The sequence below is a fragment of the Pseudoflavonifractor phocaeensis genome (assembly GCF_021531815.1).
In the GTDB taxonomy this organism is placed as follows: Bacteria; Bacillota; Clostridia; order Oscillospirales; family Oscillospiraceae; genus Lawsonibacter; species Lawsonibacter phocaeensis_A.
In genome coordinates, this window is the sequence record NZ_JADYUM010000003.1 from 1 (window position 1) to 19730 (window position 19730).

The window sequence follows — 19730 nt, forward strand, 5'->3', positions numbered from 1 at the left end:
CCCTCCCTTCGGTGCGGCCCCCAGCCCGCTGAAAGCCAAGGCGGCGGAGCCTGCTCCCGCGCCTGCGGCGGCCGCAGCCCCTGCCCAGGAGGACCCGGTGGCCGTGCTGCAAAAGCTGAAGACCATGCTGGACGCGGGACTGATCCCTCAGGAGGTCTACGACAAGAAAATGCAGGAAGTGCTCAGCCGGATGTGAGGAAAGGAGCGGGATATGGGATATAAGATTGGATTTTCCATCGGGTATGGGATCGTATTTCTGGCCTGCGAGGCCATTCTGTTTTTGCTGACAGGCTTCGCTCAGCCGGGGGCGTGGCTGGGACTGATTTGCACGGTTCTGGTGCTGGGACTGTGTCTCGCCGCTGTGTGGAAGGACGCCTTCCGGGCCGGGATCGCCCATCTGCCAATGGCCCTGGGTACGGTATTGACCATCTTTTTTGTGCTCCAGCTGGCGGCGGGTGTCATCGTCACCTTCCTGCCGCTCAAATGGGGCGCTATTGTGGAGATCGTGCTGGTGGCGGCCTGTCTGCTCTGCGGCGGCGGGACGGTGCTGGGCGGCAGAATGATCGCGGAACGGGAGCGGGAAAACCGTGACAAGCGGGCCGCGCGAAATGAGGAGGAAGAAGCATGAAGTGTAAAGCTTGCGGATACGAGGGAGAGACCTTTCCCCGTACCCCCATGGGAAAATACTGCTGCCCCCAATGCGGGGCAGGAAAAGAGGAGGCGGTCGGCCAGCCGGTGGACCAAAGCGTGGCGGATTACGCCGCCATGCTGGAAAAGCTGGCGACAGCGCCGGTGGAGGTCACAAGATATGAGGACACCCAAGAGTTTGCCCGTCTGGATGCCTGGGGAAGGAAAAACGCGGCCTTTTTGAACCAGTTTAACGTGGAGGAGATCTCCGAAGCCCTTTGGGCTGACAAAAAATACTACCGCCCGGAGGGATGGTCCGACCAGCTGTGGCGGCAGGACATCCTGCGCTGTATGCAAACACGGTACCAATACAGCGGTCCATACAACCTATACAGCCGCCAGGTGGACGAGAACGATCGGGGCTTTGAGGTTCTCTACGCCGCAGGGGGCGTGATGGAATTTCGCCTGAGAATGAAAAATACGGGGTTTGGTTTAAACGATGGGCGCTGGCACACCTATTATGTGCCCTGCCGCTTTATCGACGGGGATGTGCGCCCCCTGATGGATGGCTGCAGGATGAAGCCCTCGGGCCTGCTGAAGACAGAGAAAATCTATCGGTTTAAGGGTTAAAGGAGAGAGTGTAAATGGAAAAATTACAGTGCAGTGTGTGCGGCGGCGCCCTGGTGATGAGCGATGACGGTGAAAAAGCCATCTGCGAAAGCTGCGGCATGAGCTTCAAAAAGGAAACTGTCAAGAAAATGATCATGGAGCTGTCCGGCCCGGTAAAGGTGGAGGGCATACAGAACAGCGACTCTCTGGCCGACCGGGCGGAGACCTTCCTGCGCATGGGAGAGACGGGAAAGGCCCAGGCCGCTTTCCGGCAGATGGCTGACGAGTATCCCGCCGATTACCGGGGCTGGTGGGGCCTGACCCGTACCATGGACTGGGAGAAACACTTCTACGATGGCGGACTGGACGAAGCGGCTATGCCGCAGGCGTGCCAGCGGGCGCTGGACTTCGCGCCGGAGGAAACAAAAGGGGAGATCCGGGCCTATTTCGAGGAGCGTGTGCGCACCGTCAAGCCGGGGACGGATGAGAAACTGCGGCAGGAAGCCGCAGAGCGGGCGGAACAGGAGGCCGCAAAACGGGCAGAACAGGCACAGCAGGAGGCCAGGCAGCAGAAGATTGCCCTCTACCAGCAGGCAGTGAAGCAGGCCACCGCCCGGGAGGAAGAAGCCCGGCAGCGGGTGAATGATCTTTCCCACAGTATTTCGTATCTGCCAGGTCTGATCAAGGACGAGAAAAAACTGTTTGCCAACAATAAGCGAGACGGCGACCGCCGCCCTGTTACCATGGGCAACATCATCGCGCTGGTTTTCGGCGGTTGGCTCACCTTTGCCGCATGGATAGAGTTTCATCCCATCGGAACGCCTGTTGTTACGCTGTTGGGGCTTGGTCTGCCTCTGCTGTTCCTGTTTCGCCGTTTGAACCGGACAAAGAGCCATTTCGACCGCGCCGGGGAACTGGAGCGGCAGTTGAAGCAGGCGCAGCAGGAGCTGCCCGAAGCCCGGAAAGCGCTGGAAGAAGCCACAGCGGCCCGGCGGGCCGTTCAGGATGCCAGACCTGAGTGATAATGGAGGAAGATACATATGAAAAAATTACAATGTGAGATCTGCGGCGGAGCGCTGGTCATGCAGGACGGAATGGCCGTGTGCGAGAGCTGCGGCATGAAGTTTTCTAAAGAAGAAGTTAAGAAAATGGTGGTGGAGCTGTCCGGCCCCATCCAGATCGACGGCGAGGTCAAGGTCACCGGCATAGAGGACGCCGACGCTCTCTACCGGCGGGCCAAAGACTTCGAGCGCATTGGAGAATTAGAAGATGCGTATGATACCTACGAGGATGCCGCAGATAAATATCCCGGAGATGGCAGAATGTGGCTTGGTAAGGCAACTGTCCAGGTGAAGATCAACCTGGGAAAATGCGAAAAGGAACTTAAAGAAACTGATGATAATCATTATGATGATTATCGGCTCCGGTGGTCTTTTGAGAAATTGGAGTGGTGCGATGAAATAGAAAAATACTATGAGCGGGCACAATCTCTCGGGGGCGTTGACGATGAAGCGCAGCAGGGTCTGCTGTGGTTCCGGAATCAAAAGGAAACGATCATCCAGAAGTACAAGGACAAGAAAAGGAAGCGTGACATATATCGTGACACATTTGACTATTGGAAAAAAGCCAATGCAGAATTTCTGAATACCTTTCCCGGTTCTAAGGTTAAGGAGGAAATATTAGCCTTTCTCCTGAAGCAGGATGTGAGTGAGGTCTGCAAAGCGCTCAAGAAAACCTATTTGCATTACAGCAGTTACCATATTAAATCTTTTATAGATGCTCAGGGTCGTAGTATCTCGTTTAGATATTGGTATTATAATGACGTTTATAAATCTTACCCTACTATAGTTGGAAAGATTGATCTTCCGGAAGGCATGACCATTGAAGGCGATATCCGTCCCATGATGGACGGCTTCACCTATAAGGAAAAGGGCCTGTTCGGTGGTAAGAAGACATATTCTTACGCCAACGACCCTGACAAGGACAAAGGCCCCACATTTGACGAGTAAGGAGGCGGCGGTATGCCCCTGTTTCAAGGAACCGAGCTGGAGGACGGCCGCTATCTGGGGCTGACCGTCCGGGAGGTGACGGCCCTGCCCCATGTGGATGTGTTCGGCCCGGACACCGGGCGGATGGGGGAGATCTTTGAAGGTCTGCTGGGGGATCTGGCCCGGCTGTGCGGGGAGTCCGCGGCGCTGGAACTTCTCTGGCTGTCCCAGCCGGTGAGCGGCCAGAAGTTCCCCGCCCGGGCGCGGCTGTTCCTGCTGCTGCGGAAGCTGTCCGCCACGGCACAGCAGGCAGAGCGGGAGATGGACGCCTTCCTGTCCGCCATGGAGGCGGTGCTCACCCAGAAGGGCTGCTCCCTGTCCGGGGGAGAGCCGTTGACGGGTCTTCTGGAACAGGCGGAGGGACAGCTCCGCGCTCTTGTGCGGCAGGAGAAGGTGCCCATGAGCTTCTTCGCCCAGTTTCCCTATTACCACTATGACACCTGGCAGGGCTGCGCGGTGGACTTCGCATCCCTTCTGACGGCCCTGTGCGGCGCGCCGGGTGGGGCGCTGTCCGTGCAGGTCATCCCTGCGGCCCTGTCCCCGGAGGAACAGTTCGCCGCCGAGCAGATGCGCCAGATGCTTGCCCAGGCGGTCAGCGGAATGCCCGGGCAAACCCCCGCCATGGGGGACGACACCGCCCGCAGGCCGCTGGAAACCTACACCTATTACGCCCAGGACAGCGGCCCCCGGTTGCTGCTGAACCTGCTGGTGGGCGGGCCGCCCGCCGCCTGTGCCGCCCTGCTGGCCCGGGTCCAGAGCGCCCTGCGGGGGGTGTCCTTGACAGATACCGACCTGACGGGAGCCTTTTCCCTGGGGCGGGACCTGCTGTTCTCCCCCTGGAACATCAGCAGCGCTCTCATCTACCAGTACCGGGACGGGGCGCTGTGGCAGAATTTGCAGGGCATGGAGGCTCTCATGCGGCTGCCGTACCTCTACACGGAGGGGGAGACGGCGAAGCTGCTGCAGATCCCCGTGGATGACGGCAGCCTGCCCGGCATCGTCAGTAACCGTGTGGACCTGTCCGGGGCACTGTTTGACAAGGCGGTTCTGGCAGAGGACAATATCGTCTTCGGCCACCTGGCGGGAGATGAGCGGGTGCGCATCGGCGCGCCGTTGAAAGCCTTCACCCGCCACGGCCTCATCGTGGGCACCCCCGGCACCGGCAAGACCACCTTCTCCGTGGATATGCTTTTGCAGTTCTATGAGAAGGGCATCCCCTTCCTGGCCATCGAGCCGACGAAAACCGAGTACCGGGCCATGATCGACGCCATCCCGGATCTGCAGATCTTCACCCCCGGCAACAGCGGCGTGTCGCCCTTCCTCTGCAATCCCTTCCTGCCGCCCCGGAACATCACGGTGGAGAAGTACATCCCCAGTCTGGTCAGTGCTTTCCAGGCGGCGTTTTCCATGCCCTCGCCCCTGGATATGATCTTCCTGTCCGCCGTCCGGGCGGCCTATACGAAATACGGCTGGAAGAACAGCAGCAGGGCAGGGGACCCGGATGTACAGCCCTTCGGCCTATATGAGTTCATCCTCTGCTTCAAGGAGCTGGTGGCCAACTCCGGGTACAGCGGCGAGGTGCGGAGCAACCTCCAGTCCGGCGGCACCCTGCGGCTGATGAACCTGCTGGAGCAGAACGCCAGTATCTACGATACCATCCACACCATCCCGCTGGATGACCTGCTGTCCAAGCCCACGGTGCTGGAGCTGAACGCCATCGAGAATCAGGAGCAGAAAGCGCTGCTCATGGCCCTGCTGCTGATCTCCGTCTGCACCCACACCAAGCAGAACCAAAAGGGCGACGGAGAGCTGAAAAACATCATCCTCATCGACGAGGCCCATGTGCTGCTGGGGGGCAAGTCCCGCGCCGATGGGGCGGGCGGGCAGGACACCACGGTGCGGGCTCTGCAGAATATGATCGCGGAGATCCGCTCCTACGGCACCGGCATCCTCATCGCCGACCAGTCTCCCACGGCGGTCAGCCGTCCCATTGTGGCCAATACGGACATCAAGGTGTCCTTCCGTCTGGTGCAGGGGGAGGAGAAGGCGGCTCTGGCGGACAGTACCGGCATGGAGGAGACCCAGCGGCAGCATCTGGGCCGTCTGGGCGTGGGCGAGGCCTTCGTCTACTACAGCCGCCTGGACGCGCCCCAGTTGGTGAAGACCACCGACAGCCGGGCGGCCAAGGGTATCCGCCTGTCTGTCCCCGACGGGGAGATCGCCGGACGCATGACCTATTGGACGAATCATGGGGATCTGCTCAAGCCCTGCCGGGAATGCGGCCTCTGCCCCCAGTGCGCCGGCGGCTGCGATCTTGTGCTCCGGGACCGGGCGGACTACTACGCCGCCCGGGTGCTGCAGGAAAACGGCGTCAAAATGAAGGACCGCAGCACCGCGGCACAGTATGCGATCCTGCTGCACAAGCCCCTGGCCCTCTGGGAGGGGACGCCGGGAGCGGACTTTGAAAGGCTGTGCTTCTGCGCCCGTCTGCGGCTGCTGCGAAAGATTGCATTGGAAAAAGCCTTTGTATTTACCCCGCGGGAGATGGAGACCATTCTGCTCCCTCGGGAGAAGGGAGAATAACATATGTGTGACGAATTCGGAAGCAGCATGGATGTCTCCGGCGATGTGAGCACAGACAATGATGTTTCCTGCGAGGAGAGCGGCATCGATTTTGAATCGGAGGGCATCTTCGACGCGCCCCAGGACGATATTCAGGCGGATATCTCCGACGGAGCTGAGGATGACGTGTATGAAGCCAGCAGTCTGGATAAGATCGAGATCTTAGAGGAGAACGGCGACACCCACACCGTTGCGGAGCGGATGGAGGAGCTGTACGGAGAGAACCCTGTGGAGGAGCTGACCCCCGCCCAGGAGGGCCTGCGGGAGTTTGAGGAGAGTACATCCGAACGGCTGGATGAGATCCAGGAGCATAAAGAGGCTCTGGAGGATCTGAAGACAGCCTTGCTGGCGGGCGACGCAAACGCTCTGGAGATGTTCGGCCTGGAAACACCGGATACCTCCGAAGAGGAGGGGCACCAGAAGGTGCTGACCCGGTAAGCAGAGATATTCACTAAAAAAGAGTTCTGGCCTTTGCAACACGCAAAGTTCAGAACTCTTTTCAATGTCAGCAGCTCTTGCTTGTCCCATTCCATCTTGTACGCTTTGTTTCGCCGAAGCGCTGGAAGTGGACGATCTCCCGCTCCCGCAGGAAGCGGATGACGTTGTTCACGTCCGGGTCGTCGGACAGGCGGAGGATATTGTCGTAGGTCTTTCGTGCCTTCTGTTCTGCTGCGACCTTGTAAGGACAACATCTGATTTCTGGGCCGTATCTTTTCGATATGCTTGATTTTGTGCTATAATAATCCCAAAGCAAGAAGTTTGTCAATGAAGAACGACAGTTTGATCAATCTATCATAAAGGAGGGTCTTATTATGGGAGCTGCAGCGTACACAATCTGTCCGATAAGCTGCGGTGTGGCTCTCTGCGATATACCGAGGCTGTGAAGTCGCCTATGTGCTGGATATGACATCGTGTGGCAGAAAAGGCGAGATTTACGTTGAGATTTTTGCAGCTGAATCGTATAATAGAAGAAACCAGAAATATAAAAGGAGGATACAGCAATGCCCATACAATACGATAAAAATACGGTTCTTGAAATGTGCGATGAAGCGATGAAAAATCCAGCTTTGTTCTATGCGCAGAATCTTGTCAATTATCAGGGCATCTGTCCGGACGCGCAGGTTCCCTACACAGAGATCATCGCGAAGTATTTGATCGAGCATCTTGCGGAATTTACGGATGGGATTCCTAAAATCCGGCGAAGCGCTTCCTATCGCACATCTACACACAAGGGAGAGTTCGATCCGAACTCTAATCGTATTGAGGAACTCACGGCAATGAAGATGTTTAACCTTTGCCAAACGGGTGAGCGATATGCGAAGGTTGGAAAAATTCTTGATTACCAAGTTCCACTGAAAAACAAGCAGAGCGATCAGGCTGGAAAGATCGATCTTCTTGCCTACGACGGCAGCATCCTGCGCGTTCTTGAATTGAAGAAGCCGGACACGCAGGAAACGATGCTCCGCTGCGTTTTGGAGGGTTATACCTATTTGCGCACAGTAGACACGGTGAAATTGACTGAGGATTTCAATATTCCGGCAAATACTCCCGTAAAGGCAAGCCCGTTTGTGTTTGAAAATAGCTTGCCCCATCAAGAATATCTGGATCAACGTCCGAACTTAAAAAAGCTGATGGGTCTGCTGGACAGCGAGCCGTTCTTTATCCGTGAAGTTTCGGGAGGATACGAAGTTTTTTAATTTTCAAAATCAAACAACCACCCTGCTGTCGCGGCGGTTTGCTATACTGTCCTCAAAAACAGGAGGATGGTTTTATGGCAGAAGAACAATTCACACAGGGCAAAACCGTTCTGACGGGGGACGATGTGACCTGTCCGAACTGTGGCAGTCACAATGTGTACTGCGTTCCGTATCCAAAAGTAGAGTTTGGTATCTGGTTTTTTCTGTGGCTGATCGTTGTGTTCGGCGGTTATATGCTCTCAGTGCTTGTTGCGATAGTGGGTGTTGTTTTCTGGAGCGTTGCACTGGTGATCCGGCTGAAGCAGAACAAGCTGGCAAAGCAGTATCTCCGGATGCGGTGTGTCACCTGCGGGACAAACTTTGACGTGGCAAGAAGCGAACTCACAAAGGGAGACGGCAACAAATGAGTCGGGACTATCGTATCAATACCTTCGGTCTGACCGAAGAACAGAATGCACTCGTGGAAGATAATATCCCGACACGGGACTATGAGGTTTTTGACACCGATGCGCCGACCGACCTGATCGCAATCAACTGTGAGGTACTGATCATCTATGCCCCGGAGATGGACCAGGATTCCATCGGCATGATCTTCGATTACTATTCGCAGGTCAACGGCTGCACTGACGAAACCGTTATCTGGCTTGGAGAGCCCAAACCTCCAAAAGAGCTGCAAAAGTTTTTCAAATGCTACGATTCCTTTGATGCGATCACGGACAAGCTCAAATATCTGCTGCTCACGGCACACAGCAAGAGTAAAAAGGCGCACGAATACAGTGAAAAGCTGGTAAACGGGCTGAAAATCCTCGCCTTGATCCGGAGTCATCCTGGCATCTCTACGCAGAAACTGGCTGAGCTGACCGAACTGCCGATGCGCAGTGTGCAGCGCTATATCGCGGCTTTGCAGGCAGCGGGGGAGTGGATCGAATATGACCGGATAATCAAAGGATGGAAGCTGTTTCACGGCATTTCTGCTCTGTTCGGAGAGGTTTGGGACGGTGAATGGGATTGAAAATCTGCATTTACAGAGGTACGCATCAGATCGGTGGCATCGCCGCAGAAATTTCCACGGAGAAAACGCGTATCCTTATTGACATGGGCGATGAGTTGTCAGTTGATCCTGATTTTGTTCCTGCACCGTTGAATATCCCTGGTGTCACGGATACAAACGGGCACTGCGATGCGGTGCTGTTCACACACTATCACGGCGACCATATCGGGCAGATGGCGCGCATCCGGCCAGAGATCCCGCTTTATGCCGGAGCGTTGGCAAGGGACATCATGCTCCTGTCTGCACAGCACAGCAACCGGACAGACGAACCGCTTTTTCGCCGTATGGATAGCATCCGCACCTTTTCGCCCGGTGAAGCTTTCTCTGTCGGCGATATTCGAATCACGCCCTATTCTATCGACCATTCCGCCTGCGACAGCTATATGTTCCTGCTGGAGGCAGATGGAAAGCGCATCCTCTATACCGGCGATTTCCGGCTGCATGGTGTTCGCGGCAAGGCAATGCCCAGGATACTGGATAAGCTGGTGGGCAAGGTAGATGCCATCATTACGGAGGGAACATCGGTTTCCCGGCCCAGCGGTGCAGTTCCACGGGAGTGGGACTTACAGGCGCAGATCAAGGACTATCTGAAAAAATATAAATACGTCTTCGTCTTATGTGCAAGTACCAATCTTGACCGGATTTTTGCCTTTGCAAGGGTTGTACCAAGGGGGAAATATTGCATCTGTGACAAATATCAGTATACCCTTGCAGAGACTGTTTCCCGTCATTGGAAGCGTTATTCTTCTTTTTATGAAATACCGAAGCTGACTTGGTTTCAATACAAGCCCGCTGCTGGTTTTCAGGAACGCGGCGGTCTGATGTTCGTCCGGGCAAACCGGCAGTTTGAAACCATCATCCGGCAGTTTGATCCGACGCAAAGTATTCTGCTCTACTCCATGTGGGACGGCTACCGTACCAAACCCGGCAGTAATCTCCCGGCGTTTCTTGCACTGACCGGCACATGGGAAGCGCTGCATACCAGCGGCCATGCGTTGCCGGAAGATATTCGGCTTATAATCGACAAGGCAGACCCGGAACTGGTGATTCCAATGCACACGGACGCCCCGCAGCAGATGCAGAATATTTGCCCAAATCGTAAGGTTGTGCTTTTAAACGACGGAGAGGAGCTGAGACTGTGACGAACGATGTATATACCATAGGCCTCACACGTACAGAGCATCAGACATTGAAAGTTCTGCTTCCGATCACATTTCCCGTTATCCCATATGACACAGAGCAGCTCAACGAAACTGAGATCAAAAGAATCACTGGACAGGCACGCTGCATCGTGCTGAATCCCAAGCATCTTGATGCGGCGATTCTTGCGGAGTTTTTTTACGATCAGGACTACCTGTGCAATCACGGCCAACCGGTTCCGGTGATACTGCTGTCTGACCATCTGACCCGCGAGCAGCAGCACACAGTCCCCGCTCCAGAGTATCTTTCGGTAATCGACCTCCATAAACGAATTGACCGTAACAGAAGTTTTGCAGTCAAAACATTGCGCGAAGCGTCACTTCCGTGCTGGCAGAACCGGGTGGCAATGCGCAGTAATATGTTCAATGACGGATGGTATCTCATCGACATTGAAACCACTGGTGTTGAAGTCTGGGAGGACAGCATCATCTGTATCCGCCTTGCATATATGGCAAATTATAAAATTGTAGGCCAGCCGCAAACAATTTATATTCGCCAATCAAAGCCGCTGCCGGACGGAATTTCAAGAATAACCGGCATCATCGATGAAATGCTGGCGCAGGGCATATCGCTGGAAGAGGCAGTGGGACAGCTTGAAGGGCTTTCGCACAGCAATACACCTTTTGTCTTTACATCAGAGGAGTTCACAGCAGGTTTCCTGAAAGCGGCTTTCCTGCGCTGCGGCAAATCTTTCATACGCCCATATATCGCCATTGATAAGCTGGCGGCCATTCCATTCGGCTACCTGATGCAGCGTCGTGCGCTGAATATTCCATCGCTGATAGATCCCAGCCCATCCAGCAATCTGTTTTTTGACGATCAGCTTCAGGAACTTTATGAATTGACAAAGTGTGTCTTTGAAAACCTTGGTATCCGGTATGACGTTCGTTGTCCCGGGCAGTTTGATAAGCTGTATGCGGCAGAACTCTGCGAAGTCTGACACGTGAAAGCAAAGAAGGAAGCAAGCTTTTTCGCTTGCTTCCTTCTTTCTGTATCAGAAGTTCCAGTGAATCTCAATAGGTACCTCATGGGTTCCAGGAATTCGTTTCCCGACACTTATGTAGTCGATCAGGATTTCCACCATCTCACGGGTCAGATGCTCCACGTTGGTGTAGCGCTGAATCAGTTCCTTGCGCTGATCACCGGCCAGCATCTGCGCCTCTAACTCTTCCAGCCGGTGGTCCGCCTCTTTGATCTGCTGTTCCATGCGCTCACGGTCTGCTGCAAAGCTATCTGCCATAGAGATATAATCCTCTTCGCTGACGATGCCTTTGACCTTATCCATATACAGGGTGCGCAGGTAAGCCCGGTTATCTTCAAGCTGCTTCTGTAGCTTAGCCTTGGATTCTATCCAATTTGCTTTTTGCTGCTCCAGGTTCTGACTGAATTGGACATTGCGCTCCAGCTCATCCTGATCCAAATAGGTGCGGGAGAGGGCGTTCAACTCCTGAATCACCATTTTCTCCAGTTTCTCCACGGGGATGAAGGCACCGATGCAGGCGTCCTTTGACACATGACGGTTCGAACAGATCAAGTAGTGTCTTCCATGATTTTTCGAAGACCTCATCGTATATCCGCAGTTTGCGCAACGCGCCTTCCGGGCAAAAAGCCCAATGCTGCCCACATCAAACGGTTTGGCGCGGGATGCCACCATTGCCTGTACCCGATCCCATAGGTCACGTTCAATGATCGGCTCATGGGTTCCCTCAACACGATACCACGTTTCCTTGGGGCGGGGCTTATTCTGCTTGGTTTTATAAGAAATGCTGCCGTATTTGCCCTGGACCATGTTGCCGATATAAATCTCATTGACCAGCATATCCGAGATGGCAGAATACTTCCAGAGAGTACTGTTTTTTCGTTTCGGCTGCTGATAGCGCAGACCGTGTAATCGCTTGTACTCGGTCGGATTCGGAACGCCTCGGTCGTTGAGCGTCCGGGCAATGGCGGTTTTTCCATAGCCCTGAGAGAAGAGCGTAAATACCTCCCGGACAACGGCGGCGGCCTCTTCGTCAATAATCAGGTGGCCCTTTTGCTCCGGGTCCTTCTTGTATCCGTATAGGGCGAAGGCACCGATGTGAAATCCATTTTTCCGCCGGTTGGTCAGGACGCTGCGGATGTTTTCCGACATGTCCTCCAGATACCACTCATTGACCAGGCCGTTGATCTGCCGGGACTTTTTGTTGCCCTTGTTGGCCGTATCCGCATTATCAACCAAGCTGACAAAGCGGATGCCCCAGATAGGGAAGAGGCCGTTGATGTATCGTTCCACCAGTTCCAGCTCACGGGTGAAGCGGGACTGGCTCTTGCATAGAATGATGTCAAACTTGCGGGCTTCGGCATCCTGCAAAAGGCGTACAAACTCAGGACGGTTTCGGTCAGAACCCGTGTAATTATCATCGCTGTAAATGTTATATACTTCCCAGCCATGCTCTATGGAATATTCCAAAAGCATGGCCTTTTGATTCTGGATGCTGTTGCTGTCATCCGTTTCGAATTTCTTATTGCGGTCCTCTTCAGACAGACGGCAATAGATCGCAACTTTTTCCATTCGGATTGCCTCCTATCTATAAAAACACCCGCTTTCATCACAGCTTGAGCGTGATGAAAGCGGGTCATGTATTGCACCGATATTCAGTTTATCGAGCGCCGGACAGGATCGCCTTGGAGCGTTCCAATTGATTGATCAGCTGGATCCAGACGCTTGTATAAGCCTGTACGGTTGTGCAGGTCTCACCGCTTTTAAAATAGCTCTTGCAGAGAACAGAGTCATTCATAAATCAATTCCTCCTTACTCAAATTTATGCTGGTATCCGGCAGGGCAGAAGTAAAATGAAGCGCCCTTTATCGGGTGATTCTGCCGGTACGAAAATTTACTCAGCGGGATCATCCGCAGGCGGAACAAATCCAATTGAAACCAACTGGGGAAGAGAGGGGAGGTAGGAAATGCCCGCTCTGGCCTCGATGGTCACAGGGTTGATACCGATGCTGCGCAGCTGCTTGAGCCGCTTCTTGCCGTTTTTGAATTGGAGAATACTGTTCGTATCCACTTTGGCGTGCCGGTTGATTTTTTCGAGGAACTCAATGAGCTTCCATTTTTTCGATGAAGAGAAGTCGGTATCCCTAAGGATCCGCTCCTTTGCCTTGGCCAGCGTATAGTACGGTGCATCAGGTACCAACCGCTGAAAAAGCCGCAGCATAATTTCTTCGCCGTGGCAGCACAAAGCATCCATCAGGAGATACCAGGGGCGGTACCGATCCAGAGAAAACTGCTGCAGCTGCTGGTCGATTCCCTGGGAAAACAAGGATGCCTCCAGCCGCAGAAGCGAAAAGGGATTATCCCAGGATGTAGACAGGAGCTGATCGGTGATCTGATAGAGCTTGTCATAGACCGTCACCTGATACCGGTCATTCGCTCGCCGGAACGAATGGCTGGCGCGATGATCGGGGTAAGTCTCCGGCTTCCAACCTGTACAAGAGGCTCCTTTTTCCAGCAATCGGATGTACTCCAGGAGCACGGCATTATCCACAGGCGTATTTTTACATAAATCCAAGCGGTTCAATTTGAAATCGTGGATCGTCTGGCTGATCGGCATTTCCTGGACAATCGCATCCAGGGCCTGTACAAGAGCTTCCATATTGCTGCTTGTCGGGGCGAATATCGCGATTGCTTCCATATTCCCCAGCAGCCTCGAGGGGTTCACGCGCAGGAGCATTTTTCTGCAATAACCGTTCGTGTGCTTCTGGATCGAGACCTGGACCCCATGCTCAGACCAGCGGTTATAGTAAAGAATACCGGTCGTTTTATTTTTGTAGCAATAATGATTTTGCCCGGCGGCAGAAAGGTAGAATGCATTTCTGCATGCGCGGGTCTCTTCGGGAGAAATGTTCACATAGATCTCAAAAGTATGCACGTTCATAAAAACACCTCATTATTCAGAATGTTGGTCAGTGTATTTTTTTAGAATTCCGTACTGACCTTTCATGAAATTACCATCATGTTGGGGTGTAAATTTTTTTAAAACGGTTTTATATATGGTAATTTATGTAAGTGCTATTTTTTCTGTATCATGTCTGTATTCATGATAAATCCATCCAATCATCTTGAAATAATTGGAACCTTATGCATATACTTAAATAGATGCTGCTGCCGCAATATCACACTAAAATAATATTACGTAGAAATTTCGGACGATCCGGAAAATGATCTTCGCACAGCGGAGCAGCTGAGGCTGACAGCCTGCAAGCATTTCTTTTCTATAGAGCTGTTGGCAGCGATATAAAAATAAAAACAGTGTTCGGCCAGGGGAACATACAGGCGGAAACCGACGGAAAAGAGCGGTTCAGGTGCCTGTCCCGGAGTCAGAAAGACGCCTCCAGAAGGATCTTCTGGAGGCTGTTTTTTTTAATCCCGGAAACAAAAGTTTAGCGTTTGCATATTGATTTATTTTAATTAAAGTGGTATTTAGTGTATAAGGGGGTGCGGCTGTATGAGGACTTTTCTGGATCGGGAGCAGGTCGTCGATCTGATCTGTGAGCAGCAGGAACGGCTGTATTCGGTGATGGATGCGCGTCTGGATGACCGCGCACAGGAGACGCTTTTTCAGCAGAGCTTCCGGTGTTCGCTGGCGCCGGTTGAGAAGGGACGGATCGAAATTCATCTGCTTTTTCTGCGCTGTGTATTCGTTCCGGATGAATTGCCTGATCCGAAGCGGTTCCGGTTCTCGGTCCTTGATGTATCCTGGATGGCCAGCCAGAACATTCGTTTCCTAAAGAAAATCGAGCAGCAAGGGGAGATGCAAACGAGTCCTGAAGCTGACGCGATCTCCTTCCGGACGATCATCAAACGCGATGCACAGGCAAAGAAAAATTTCAAGAAATGGAGCGGCAGCATCCGCAAAATGATTCAGAAAGTGGTTCGGAGCAAACTGATAGAAAACCCGCAACGGATTGCGGAAATCATCACAAGAGATGCTTTCTGGGACTGCATCATCTCCCAAACCGGCCTTCATCCGGCCTACAATGATCAGGGCTATATGGACCAGGAGCTTGTTGCCCAGGAGCTTTTGGTGGATTGGCAGGGGAAAGTGGTGGGCAGAGATGTGCCGCGCCATCCGTTGGGGTGGGATCTGCGAAAACTCTGCCAGGGCTTTTCCAGATATCTGGTGCTTCCCCAGCTGCGGGAACGGTTTATGTGGCAGTTCATTCCCGAGGGAGAACGGCAAAAGCTGAACCACATGGCGACCGCTCCCTGGCATATTGGCTGGTATGAGCTGAACGGGATTCCGGTCATGTCCGGTATCCGCTCCGCGGAGACACGGCCTTCCGGCTACGGAAGCGCATTGCTGCGGGATTTATCCCAGCCCAACCGGTTGGAAGACTTATTGTCGGTGGCTCCCTATGAGATCACGGTCCCTCTTTTGTGCTATGGGATATTCTCCGTCATCAAACCGTTTCTGCCGGATTACCCAGCCAGAATTTCGGTGAATGATTCTTTTTCCAGCGTCATGAAACGACAGAAGGAAATGATATTCCTGTCACTCACCGGCCCTCATTCCCAAGCCCTCGCTAATTTGTTTTATGGTGCTTTTGTGGACTACGGAGAAGGGGAGAGAGCGGGCGAAAAGGAAGCGAAGAAAAGACTTCGCCAGCTCCAGAGCAGGGTACATGATGGCGTTGTCATCCTGGATGAGGAGTTTAAAAATTTACAGACATTCCGGAACCGGGCAATGCTCCGGGACGCCTGTATCGTGCTGACCAATTCCGCCTTTGAAGAAAACCAGTTTGAGATCCGTCTCAGTTCCGATGCATTTGACCCGCAGTGTTGCTCACCGGCCATGCAGCAGGTATTCCCAAGGGTTCTGATCGCGTTCGTTGATTGGTTCTGGGAGGAATATGTATGGCGACGGGAAGAAAAGGTTCAGGAAGCCCTGGGTTGTATCGCGGGCCAGGCCCATAAGCTCTATCAACGCTGGCGGCAATTATTTGCCGGAGAGAAAGAGTCCCAGATACCGAATAAACTGCGCAGACTTTCTGACAGTCCGGCAGGGAACTGGAGCGAATTAAACGATGTAATCAAGCTTTACACCGATCAACTGGAAGAAATTATTGAAAAAGATGCAGGTGATCAGCGTTGTAATACACGCAAAAAAGAAGCGGCATTGAAGTGGGTCTCCGATTTTTCCAAACAGGCAAGGGAGGAGGCAAAGGAGTACCGGCTGACAGCCGATACGTCCTTTGCAAATGATTTTTTCCACTTTAGCAGCATCCGAAAGCAATATTCCCGAAAATGGGCCAACCTGCAAATCGCCCTCTGCGTGTTCCTGAAATTCAGGGAAACCCATTCGGAATACGCCCGGATCTCGCTTCCGGAACCGTGGGAGGCGTATTTGCAGGAAGGATCAAAAGTATCGGAGAAGACGTATGAACAACTCTTTTTTGGTTATTTATCTCAGGAATTGGAAGCGGGACGGGTAATCTCATTCCGCACATACCGTACTGCTGACTGCTCGGGCTGGTATGACGGAGCAAAAGAGTTGTTCTATCTACCATATCCCGATTACTACAGTGACTTCCGGAACTGGGCCACGGAGCAGGGCTGGATGGACTTGCCCAGTCAGCGCGTTTTTCAGAAACAATTGGCAGAGAAAGGATTTCTGCTGCTTGCGGACAACCACAGCAAAAGCGGCTACAAGCGGGCCGATCACCGAATGGTCGTAGATCCTTATTCGGATACCAAACCGAAGGTCAGTGTGATCAAAGTCCGGCCCGATCTTACGGAGCTAAGTGTAGCGGCGCAGTCGATCATACAGAAATTAGGAGCTCAAAAGGTTCCGCGCCGCCGGGATGCTCTGAAGGAGAAATAGCTCAGAGTTCTTCCAGACGATCCCGCCGGACCCGCCACTGCCGCCCGATTCGGAACGCTGGCAGCTGCCCGGACTGGACCATCTTGTAGAACGTGTTTTTCCCAATGGCCAGCAGCTCCATGACCTCCCGGGGCGTCAGGAATTCATTGATCTGTTCCTCATAGTCATCGTCATCCCGCTCATAGCCAAATTCATCATATCGTTCATCAAATCTCATCATAAAATCTCCCTTCAATTTTTTGGCGTTGTGCCTTACATAGTTGTTATCCCTTCTGATCCCATTTTGCGTTATTCCGTCCCGGTCAACCGTATATTATTAACATGATAAAGAGTCAGAACCCGTAATTTTTCGACGATTGCGGACTCTGGCTCTTTTCCTGTTTTGCAGAGAAAACGGCGGTATTTTGACTCTGTAAACTGCAAATTTGGACGGAAATGATAAAAATCAGGAAGGGAGAGAAACCATATGCTGATCCATTTGCTGCGTCTTATCCGCACTGTTTTAGCAGAAGTCGTAGGCCTTCTGCTACGCAAAACTGTTCTCGCGTAACTGCCGCGAGGGAAAAGAAGGGACGAGATAACCAATGACAAATTGAACCTGGATTCCAAGGACATCTTTGGAATCCTGCTGGCTGCTGCCGCCGCGCTGGTATGTGCGGCAATTGACTATTTTATCAAGGAGAATGACGATGATGACTGAAACTTTTACCTGCTGTCACTGTGGACAGGATCACCCACTGGAGAACCGCATCATGGTGGGTGACGATGCGCTTTGCGAACGCTGTGCCAATGAGGAGACTGTGATCTGCTCCCGCTGTGGAGAGCGTGTTTACCAGGATGATAATGCCGGGGATGAAAACACTCCCCTCTGCCAGCCTTGCTATGATCGGCACTATACCAGCTGTGCGCGCTGCGGGCGTATCATCCATCTTGATGATGCCTACTATGAGGATGACGATGAAGATTGCCCGCTCTGCTATAACTGCCATACCCACGCACGTCGGAATAAAATGATTGAGGACTATTATTACAAGCCGGAGCCTCTGTTCCGTGGCGATGGCCCCCGCTATTTCGGTGTGGAGCTGGAAATCGATGAGGCCGGCGAGAATGACAAAAATGCACGGGAAGTCATGGAAATCGCCAACGGAAACGGCGTGGAGAACCTGTACTGCAAGCATGACGGTTCCCTGGATGACGGCTTCGAGATGGTGACGCATCCCATGACACTGGAGTATCACATGAAAGAAATGCCATGGGCTAAAATCCTCCAGGAAGCGATCCGCTTGGGCTATACCAGCCATCAGGCCAGAACATGTGGCCTCCACGTCCATGTGAACCGGAATACCTTTGGCGACACGGAGGAAGATCAGGATGCGGTGATTGCCCGTATCCTCTATTTCTTTGAAAAGAACTGGGAGGAGCTTCTGAAATTCAGCCGCAGAACACCCCGGCAGCTGGAACGCTGGGCCGCCCGGTACGGCTATAAGGAGCAGCCCAGGGACATTCTGGACCACGCCAAGAAAGGGTATGGGGCTGGTCGGTACACCTGCGTCAACCTGACCAACACGGACACCATCGAATTCCGCATCTTCCGGGGAACTCTCAAATACAACACCCTCATCGCCACGTTGCAGCTTCTTGACCGAATCTGTGATGTGGCGACTTGTTTGACCGATGACCAGATCAAGGCCATGTCCTGGACCACCTTTGCCTCTGGTTGCACACAGCCGGAGCTGGTGCGGTACTTAAAGGAACGGCGGCTGTATGTCAATGAGCCGGTGGAAAGCGAGGAGGAAGTCTGATGTGCTGTCTATTTGGGATGATCGACTGCCATGGACGATTCAGCGCCAGAGAAAAGGCTCATATTCTCTCTGTACTGGCAACAGAATGCGAAGAGAGGGGAACCGATGCCACCGGGATCGCTTACTATACCCATAACCACCTGAGCATCTATAAACGCCCTCTGGAGGCCCACAGGCTGCGTTTTCGCATTCCGGAGGATAGCAGGACTATCATGGGCCATACACGAATGACCACCCAGGGAAAGGCCAGCAGAAACCGAAACAACCATCCGTTTCTGGGAAATGCGGCTGGAGAGATATTTGCGCTGGCTCACAACGGTATACTATACAATGATCAGCTTCTGCGCCGAACCAACCGCCTGCCGAAAACCAAAATTGAAACCGACAGCTATATCGCGGTACAGCTGATCGAGCAGAAAAAAGCCCTCGACTTCTCCAGCCTGAAATACATGGCGGAGCAAGTCGAGGGCACTTTCACATTCACGGTGCTGGATCAGCAGGAAAACCTCTATTTCGTGAAGGGGGACAATCCGCTCTGTCTTTACCACTATCCCCGCTATGGTGTGTATCTGTATGCTTCTACAGAGGCCATTCTGACAAGAGCGTTGAATCTCCTGAGACTGCCTCTCGGAAAGCCGGAGCGCATCGAGTTGGACTGCGGAGATATTTTGAAGATCACTGCATCCGGCCAGCAGGCAACAGCATCTTTTAACACCTCACATCTTGTACAGCATTGGGGATATTGGCCCATGTGGACACCGGAGGTGAGGCGGACTGGCAAGGCCCGAACAGTAGAGCAGGAGTATCTGGACGAACTGAAATCCGTGGCCTGCTGCTATGGGTTTTCTCCGGAATCGGTGGACAGGCTGCTGGAATCCGGGTTTTCCACGGATGATATTGAAGAATTCTTATACGAAGGAGCAATGTACTGATGGGTATTTACGAAATTGATGCCAAGGTAAAGGAACTGCGGGAACTACGCAACATGGAGGCTGAGGTGAAATCGGCCATTACCGCCATTGAGGATTCCCTAAAGGCAGAGATGTTGGCCAAAAATACAGATGTGCTGTCTGGGAAGGACTACACCATCACCTGGAAGACCGTTATCACCAACCGCTTTGACAGTGCGGCTTTCAAACTGACCCACGCGGATTTGTTCGCCCAGTTCAGCCGGAGCAGTACTTCCCGGCGGTTTGTCATTGCGTGAG

At 53.1% G+C, this 19730-nt stretch carries 20 protein-coding genes and 1 pseudogene; 16 read left to right on the forward strand and 5 right to left on the reverse strand.

Features of this window, described 5'->3' with window-relative positions; translation table 11 throughout:
- The 7 genes from I6E42_RS02280 to I6E42_RS02310 all read left to right on the forward strand — a co-directional run.
- Positions 1 to 196, forward strand: a 196-nt coding sequence (locus I6E42_RS02280; protein ID WP_412761278.1) for a hypothetical protein, incomplete at its 5' end; no start/stop codon positions are given.
- Between the two features lie 15 nt (positions 197 to 211).
- Positions 212 to 628, forward strand: a complete 417-nt coding sequence (locus I6E42_RS02285; protein ID WP_235370221.1) for a hypothetical protein — start codon at positions 212 to 214, stop codon at positions 626 to 628.
- Entirely contained in the window at positions 625 to 1257 is a 633-nt protein-coding gene (locus tag I6E42_RS02290; RefSeq protein WP_235370222.1) for a hypothetical protein, read from the forward strand. Before I6E42_RS02285 ends, I6E42_RS02290 begins: the two co-directional genes overlap by 4 nt.
- A 14-nt stretch (positions 1258 to 1271) precedes the next feature.
- A complete protein-coding gene (locus I6E42_RS02295) occupies positions 1272 to 2258 on the forward strand; it encodes a hypothetical protein (RefSeq protein ID WP_235370223.1) in 987 nt (328 codons plus the stop codon).
- Between the two features lie 18 nt (positions 2259 to 2276).
- On the forward strand, positions 2277 to 3245 hold the full coding sequence (locus tag I6E42_RS02300; protein ID WP_235370224.1) for a tetratricopeptide repeat protein: 969 nt from the start codon (positions 2277 to 2279) through the stop codon (positions 3243 to 3245).
- A gap of 12 nt (positions 3246 to 3257) precedes the next feature.
- On the forward strand, positions 3258 to 5867 hold the full coding sequence (locus I6E42_RS02305; protein ID WP_235370225.1) for an ATP-binding protein: 2610 nt from the start codon (positions 3258 to 3260) through the stop codon (positions 5865 to 5867).
- Positions 5868 to 5870: 3 nt separating this feature from the next.
- Positions 5871 to 6344: a hypothetical protein gene (locus I6E42_RS02310; protein WP_235370226.1), complete on the forward strand. Its 474-nt coding sequence runs from the start codon at positions 5871 to 5873 to the stop codon at positions 6342 to 6344.
- A 67-nt stretch (positions 6345 to 6411) separates the two neighbouring features.
- On the opposite strand, the pseudogene I6E42_RS02315 reads toward I6E42_RS02310, so the two are convergent.
- Positions 6412 to 6582: pseudogene (locus I6E42_RS02315) on the reverse strand (manganese catalase family protein); the annotation flags it as partial.
- Between the two features lie 325 nt (positions 6583 to 6907).
- Here I6E42_RS02315 and I6E42_RS02320 point away from each other — a divergent pair.
- From I6E42_RS02320 to I6E42_RS12795, 5 genes are all read left to right on the forward strand, one after another.
- A complete protein-coding gene (locus I6E42_RS02320) occupies positions 6908 to 7603 on the forward strand; it encodes a hypothetical protein (RefSeq protein ID WP_235370227.1) in 696 nt (231 codons plus the stop codon).
- 74 nt (positions 7604 to 7677) lie between these two features.
- Positions 7678 to 8010, forward strand: coding sequence for a hypothetical protein (locus I6E42_RS02325; RefSeq protein ID WP_235370228.1), 333 nt, complete (start codon positions 7678 to 7680; stop codon positions 8008 to 8010).
- Entirely contained in the window at positions 8007 to 8615 is a 609-nt protein-coding gene (locus tag I6E42_RS02330; protein ID WP_235370229.1) for a winged helix-turn-helix transcriptional regulator, read from the forward strand. Before I6E42_RS02325 ends, I6E42_RS02330 begins: the two co-directional genes overlap by 4 nt.
- A complete protein-coding gene (locus tag I6E42_RS02335) occupies positions 8606 to 9796 on the forward strand; it encodes an MBL fold metallo-hydrolase (RefSeq protein ID WP_235370230.1) in 1191 nt (396 codons plus the stop codon). Before I6E42_RS02330 ends, I6E42_RS02335 begins: the two co-directional genes overlap by 10 nt.
- Positions 9793 to 10794: an exonuclease domain-containing protein gene (locus I6E42_RS12795; protein WP_235370231.1), complete on the forward strand. Its 1002-nt coding sequence runs from the start codon at positions 9793 to 9795 to the stop codon at positions 10792 to 10794. Before I6E42_RS02335 ends, I6E42_RS12795 begins: the two co-directional genes overlap by 4 nt.
- Before the next feature lie 54 nt (positions 10795 to 10848).
- Here I6E42_RS12795 and I6E42_RS02345 read toward each other — a convergent pair whose 3' ends face one another.
- The 3 genes from I6E42_RS02345 to I6E42_RS02355 form a co-directional block, all read right to left on the reverse strand.
- Positions 10849 to 12405: a recombinase family protein gene (locus I6E42_RS02345; RefSeq protein WP_235370232.1), complete on the reverse strand. Its 1557-nt coding sequence runs from the start codon at positions 12403 to 12405 to the stop codon at positions 10849 to 10851.
- Positions 12406 to 12493: 88 nt separating this feature from the next.
- A complete protein-coding gene (locus I6E42_RS02350) occupies positions 12494 to 12631 on the reverse strand; it encodes a hypothetical protein (RefSeq protein WP_235229234.1) in 138 nt (45 codons plus the stop codon).
- Between the two features lie 96 nt (positions 12632 to 12727).
- On the reverse strand, positions 12728 to 13774 hold the full coding sequence (locus tag I6E42_RS02355; protein ID WP_235370233.1) for a hypothetical protein: 1047 nt from the start codon (positions 13772 to 13774) through the stop codon (positions 12728 to 12730).
- A 570-nt stretch (positions 13775 to 14344) separates the two neighbouring features.
- Here I6E42_RS02355 and I6E42_RS02360 point away from each other — a divergent pair.
- Positions 14345 to 16720 carry a hypothetical protein gene (locus I6E42_RS02360; RefSeq protein ID WP_235370234.1) on the forward strand — a complete coding sequence of 792 codons (2376 nt, stop codon included), beginning with the start codon at positions 14345 to 14347 and terminating at the stop codon, positions 16718 to 16720.
- A gap of 1 nt (position 16721) precedes the next feature.
- Here I6E42_RS02360 and I6E42_RS02365 read toward each other — a convergent pair whose 3' ends face one another.
- Positions 16722 to 16940, reverse strand: coding sequence for a helix-turn-helix domain-containing protein (locus I6E42_RS02365; protein WP_235370235.1), 219 nt, complete (start codon positions 16938 to 16940; stop codon positions 16722 to 16724).
- 469 nt (positions 16941 to 17409) lie between these two features.
- On the opposite strand from I6E42_RS02365, the gene I6E42_RS02370 reads away from it, so the two are divergent.
- From I6E42_RS02370 to I6E42_RS02380, 3 genes are read left to right on the forward strand one after another with little or no spacing between them, the layout of a single operon-like run.
- Entirely contained in the window at positions 17410 to 18522 is a 1113-nt protein-coding gene (locus I6E42_RS02370; protein ID WP_235370236.1) for an amidoligase family protein, read from the forward strand.
- The gene (locus I6E42_RS02375) at positions 18522 to 19454 is read left to right on the forward strand and encodes a class II glutamine amidotransferase (RefSeq protein WP_235370237.1); all 933 of its coding nucleotides are present in this window, start codon (positions 18522 to 18524) and stop codon (positions 19452 to 19454) included. The genes I6E42_RS02370 and I6E42_RS02375 overlap by 1 nt, the downstream gene beginning before the upstream one ends.
- A complete protein-coding gene (locus I6E42_RS02380) occupies positions 19454 to 19729 on the forward strand; it encodes a hypothetical protein (protein WP_235370021.1) in 276 nt (91 codons plus the stop codon). Before I6E42_RS02375 ends, I6E42_RS02380 begins: the two co-directional genes overlap by 1 nt.
- Position 19730 lies beyond the last annotated feature (1 nt).

Coding starts and splice junctions, on each gene's coding strand:
- I6E42_RS02355 (WP_235370233.1), bottom strand. CDS start 13,774: ATGAACGTGCATACTTTTGAGATCTATGTGAACATTTCTCCCGAAGAG.
- I6E42_RS02285 (WP_235370221.1), top strand. CDS start 212: ATGGGATATAAGATTGGATTTTCCATCGGGTATGGGATCGTATTTCTG.
- I6E42_RS02335 (WP_235370230.1), top strand. CDS start 8,606: ATGGGATTGAAAATCTGCATTTACAGAGGTACGCATCAGATCGGTGGC.
- I6E42_RS02300 (WP_235370224.1), top strand. CDS start 2,277: ATGAAAAAATTACAATGTGAGATCTGCGGCGGAGCGCTGGTCATGCAG.
- I6E42_RS02305 (WP_235370225.1), top strand. CDS start 3,258: ATGCCCCTGTTTCAAGGAACCGAGCTGGAGGACGGCCGCTATCTGGGG.
- I6E42_RS02330 (WP_235370229.1), top strand. CDS start 8,007: ATGAGTCGGGACTATCGTATCAATACCTTCGGTCTGACCGAAGAACAG.
- I6E42_RS02290 (WP_235370222.1), top strand. CDS start 625: ATGAAGTGTAAAGCTTGCGGATACGAGGGAGAGACCTTTCCCCGTACC.
- I6E42_RS02345 (WP_235370232.1), bottom strand. CDS start 12,405: ATGGAAAAAGTTGCGATCTATTGCCGTCTGTCTGAAGAGGACCGCAAT.
- I6E42_RS02375 (WP_235370237.1), top strand. CDS start 18,522: ATGTGCTGTCTATTTGGGATGATCGACTGCCATGGACGATTCAGCGCC.
- I6E42_RS02310 (WP_235370226.1), top strand. CDS start 5,871: ATGTGTGACGAATTCGGAAGCAGCATGGATGTCTCCGGCGATGTGAGC.
- I6E42_RS02370 (WP_235370236.1), top strand. CDS start 17,410: ATGATGACTGAAACTTTTACCTGCTGTCACTGTGGACAGGATCACCCA.
- I6E42_RS02360 (WP_235370234.1), top strand. CDS start 14,345: ATGAGGACTTTTCTGGATCGGGAGCAGGTCGTCGATCTGATCTGTGAG.
- I6E42_RS02320 (WP_235370227.1), top strand. CDS start 6,908: ATGCCCATACAATACGATAAAAATACGGTTCTTGAAATGTGCGATGAA.
- I6E42_RS02350 (WP_235229234.1), bottom strand. CDS start 12,631: ATGAATGACTCTGTTCTCTGCAAGAGCTATTTTAAAAGCGGTGAGACC.
- I6E42_RS02365 (WP_235370235.1), bottom strand. CDS start 16,940: ATGATGAGATTTGATGAACGATATGATGAATTTGGCTATGAGCGGGAT.
- I6E42_RS02325 (WP_235370228.1), top strand. CDS start 7,678: ATGGCAGAAGAACAATTCACACAGGGCAAAACCGTTCTGACGGGGGAC.
- I6E42_RS02295 (WP_235370223.1), top strand. CDS start 1,272: ATGGAAAAATTACAGTGCAGTGTGTGCGGCGGCGCCCTGGTGATGAGC.
- I6E42_RS02380 (WP_235370021.1), top strand. CDS start 19,454: ATGGGTATTTACGAAATTGATGCCAAGGTAAAGGAACTGCGGGAACTA.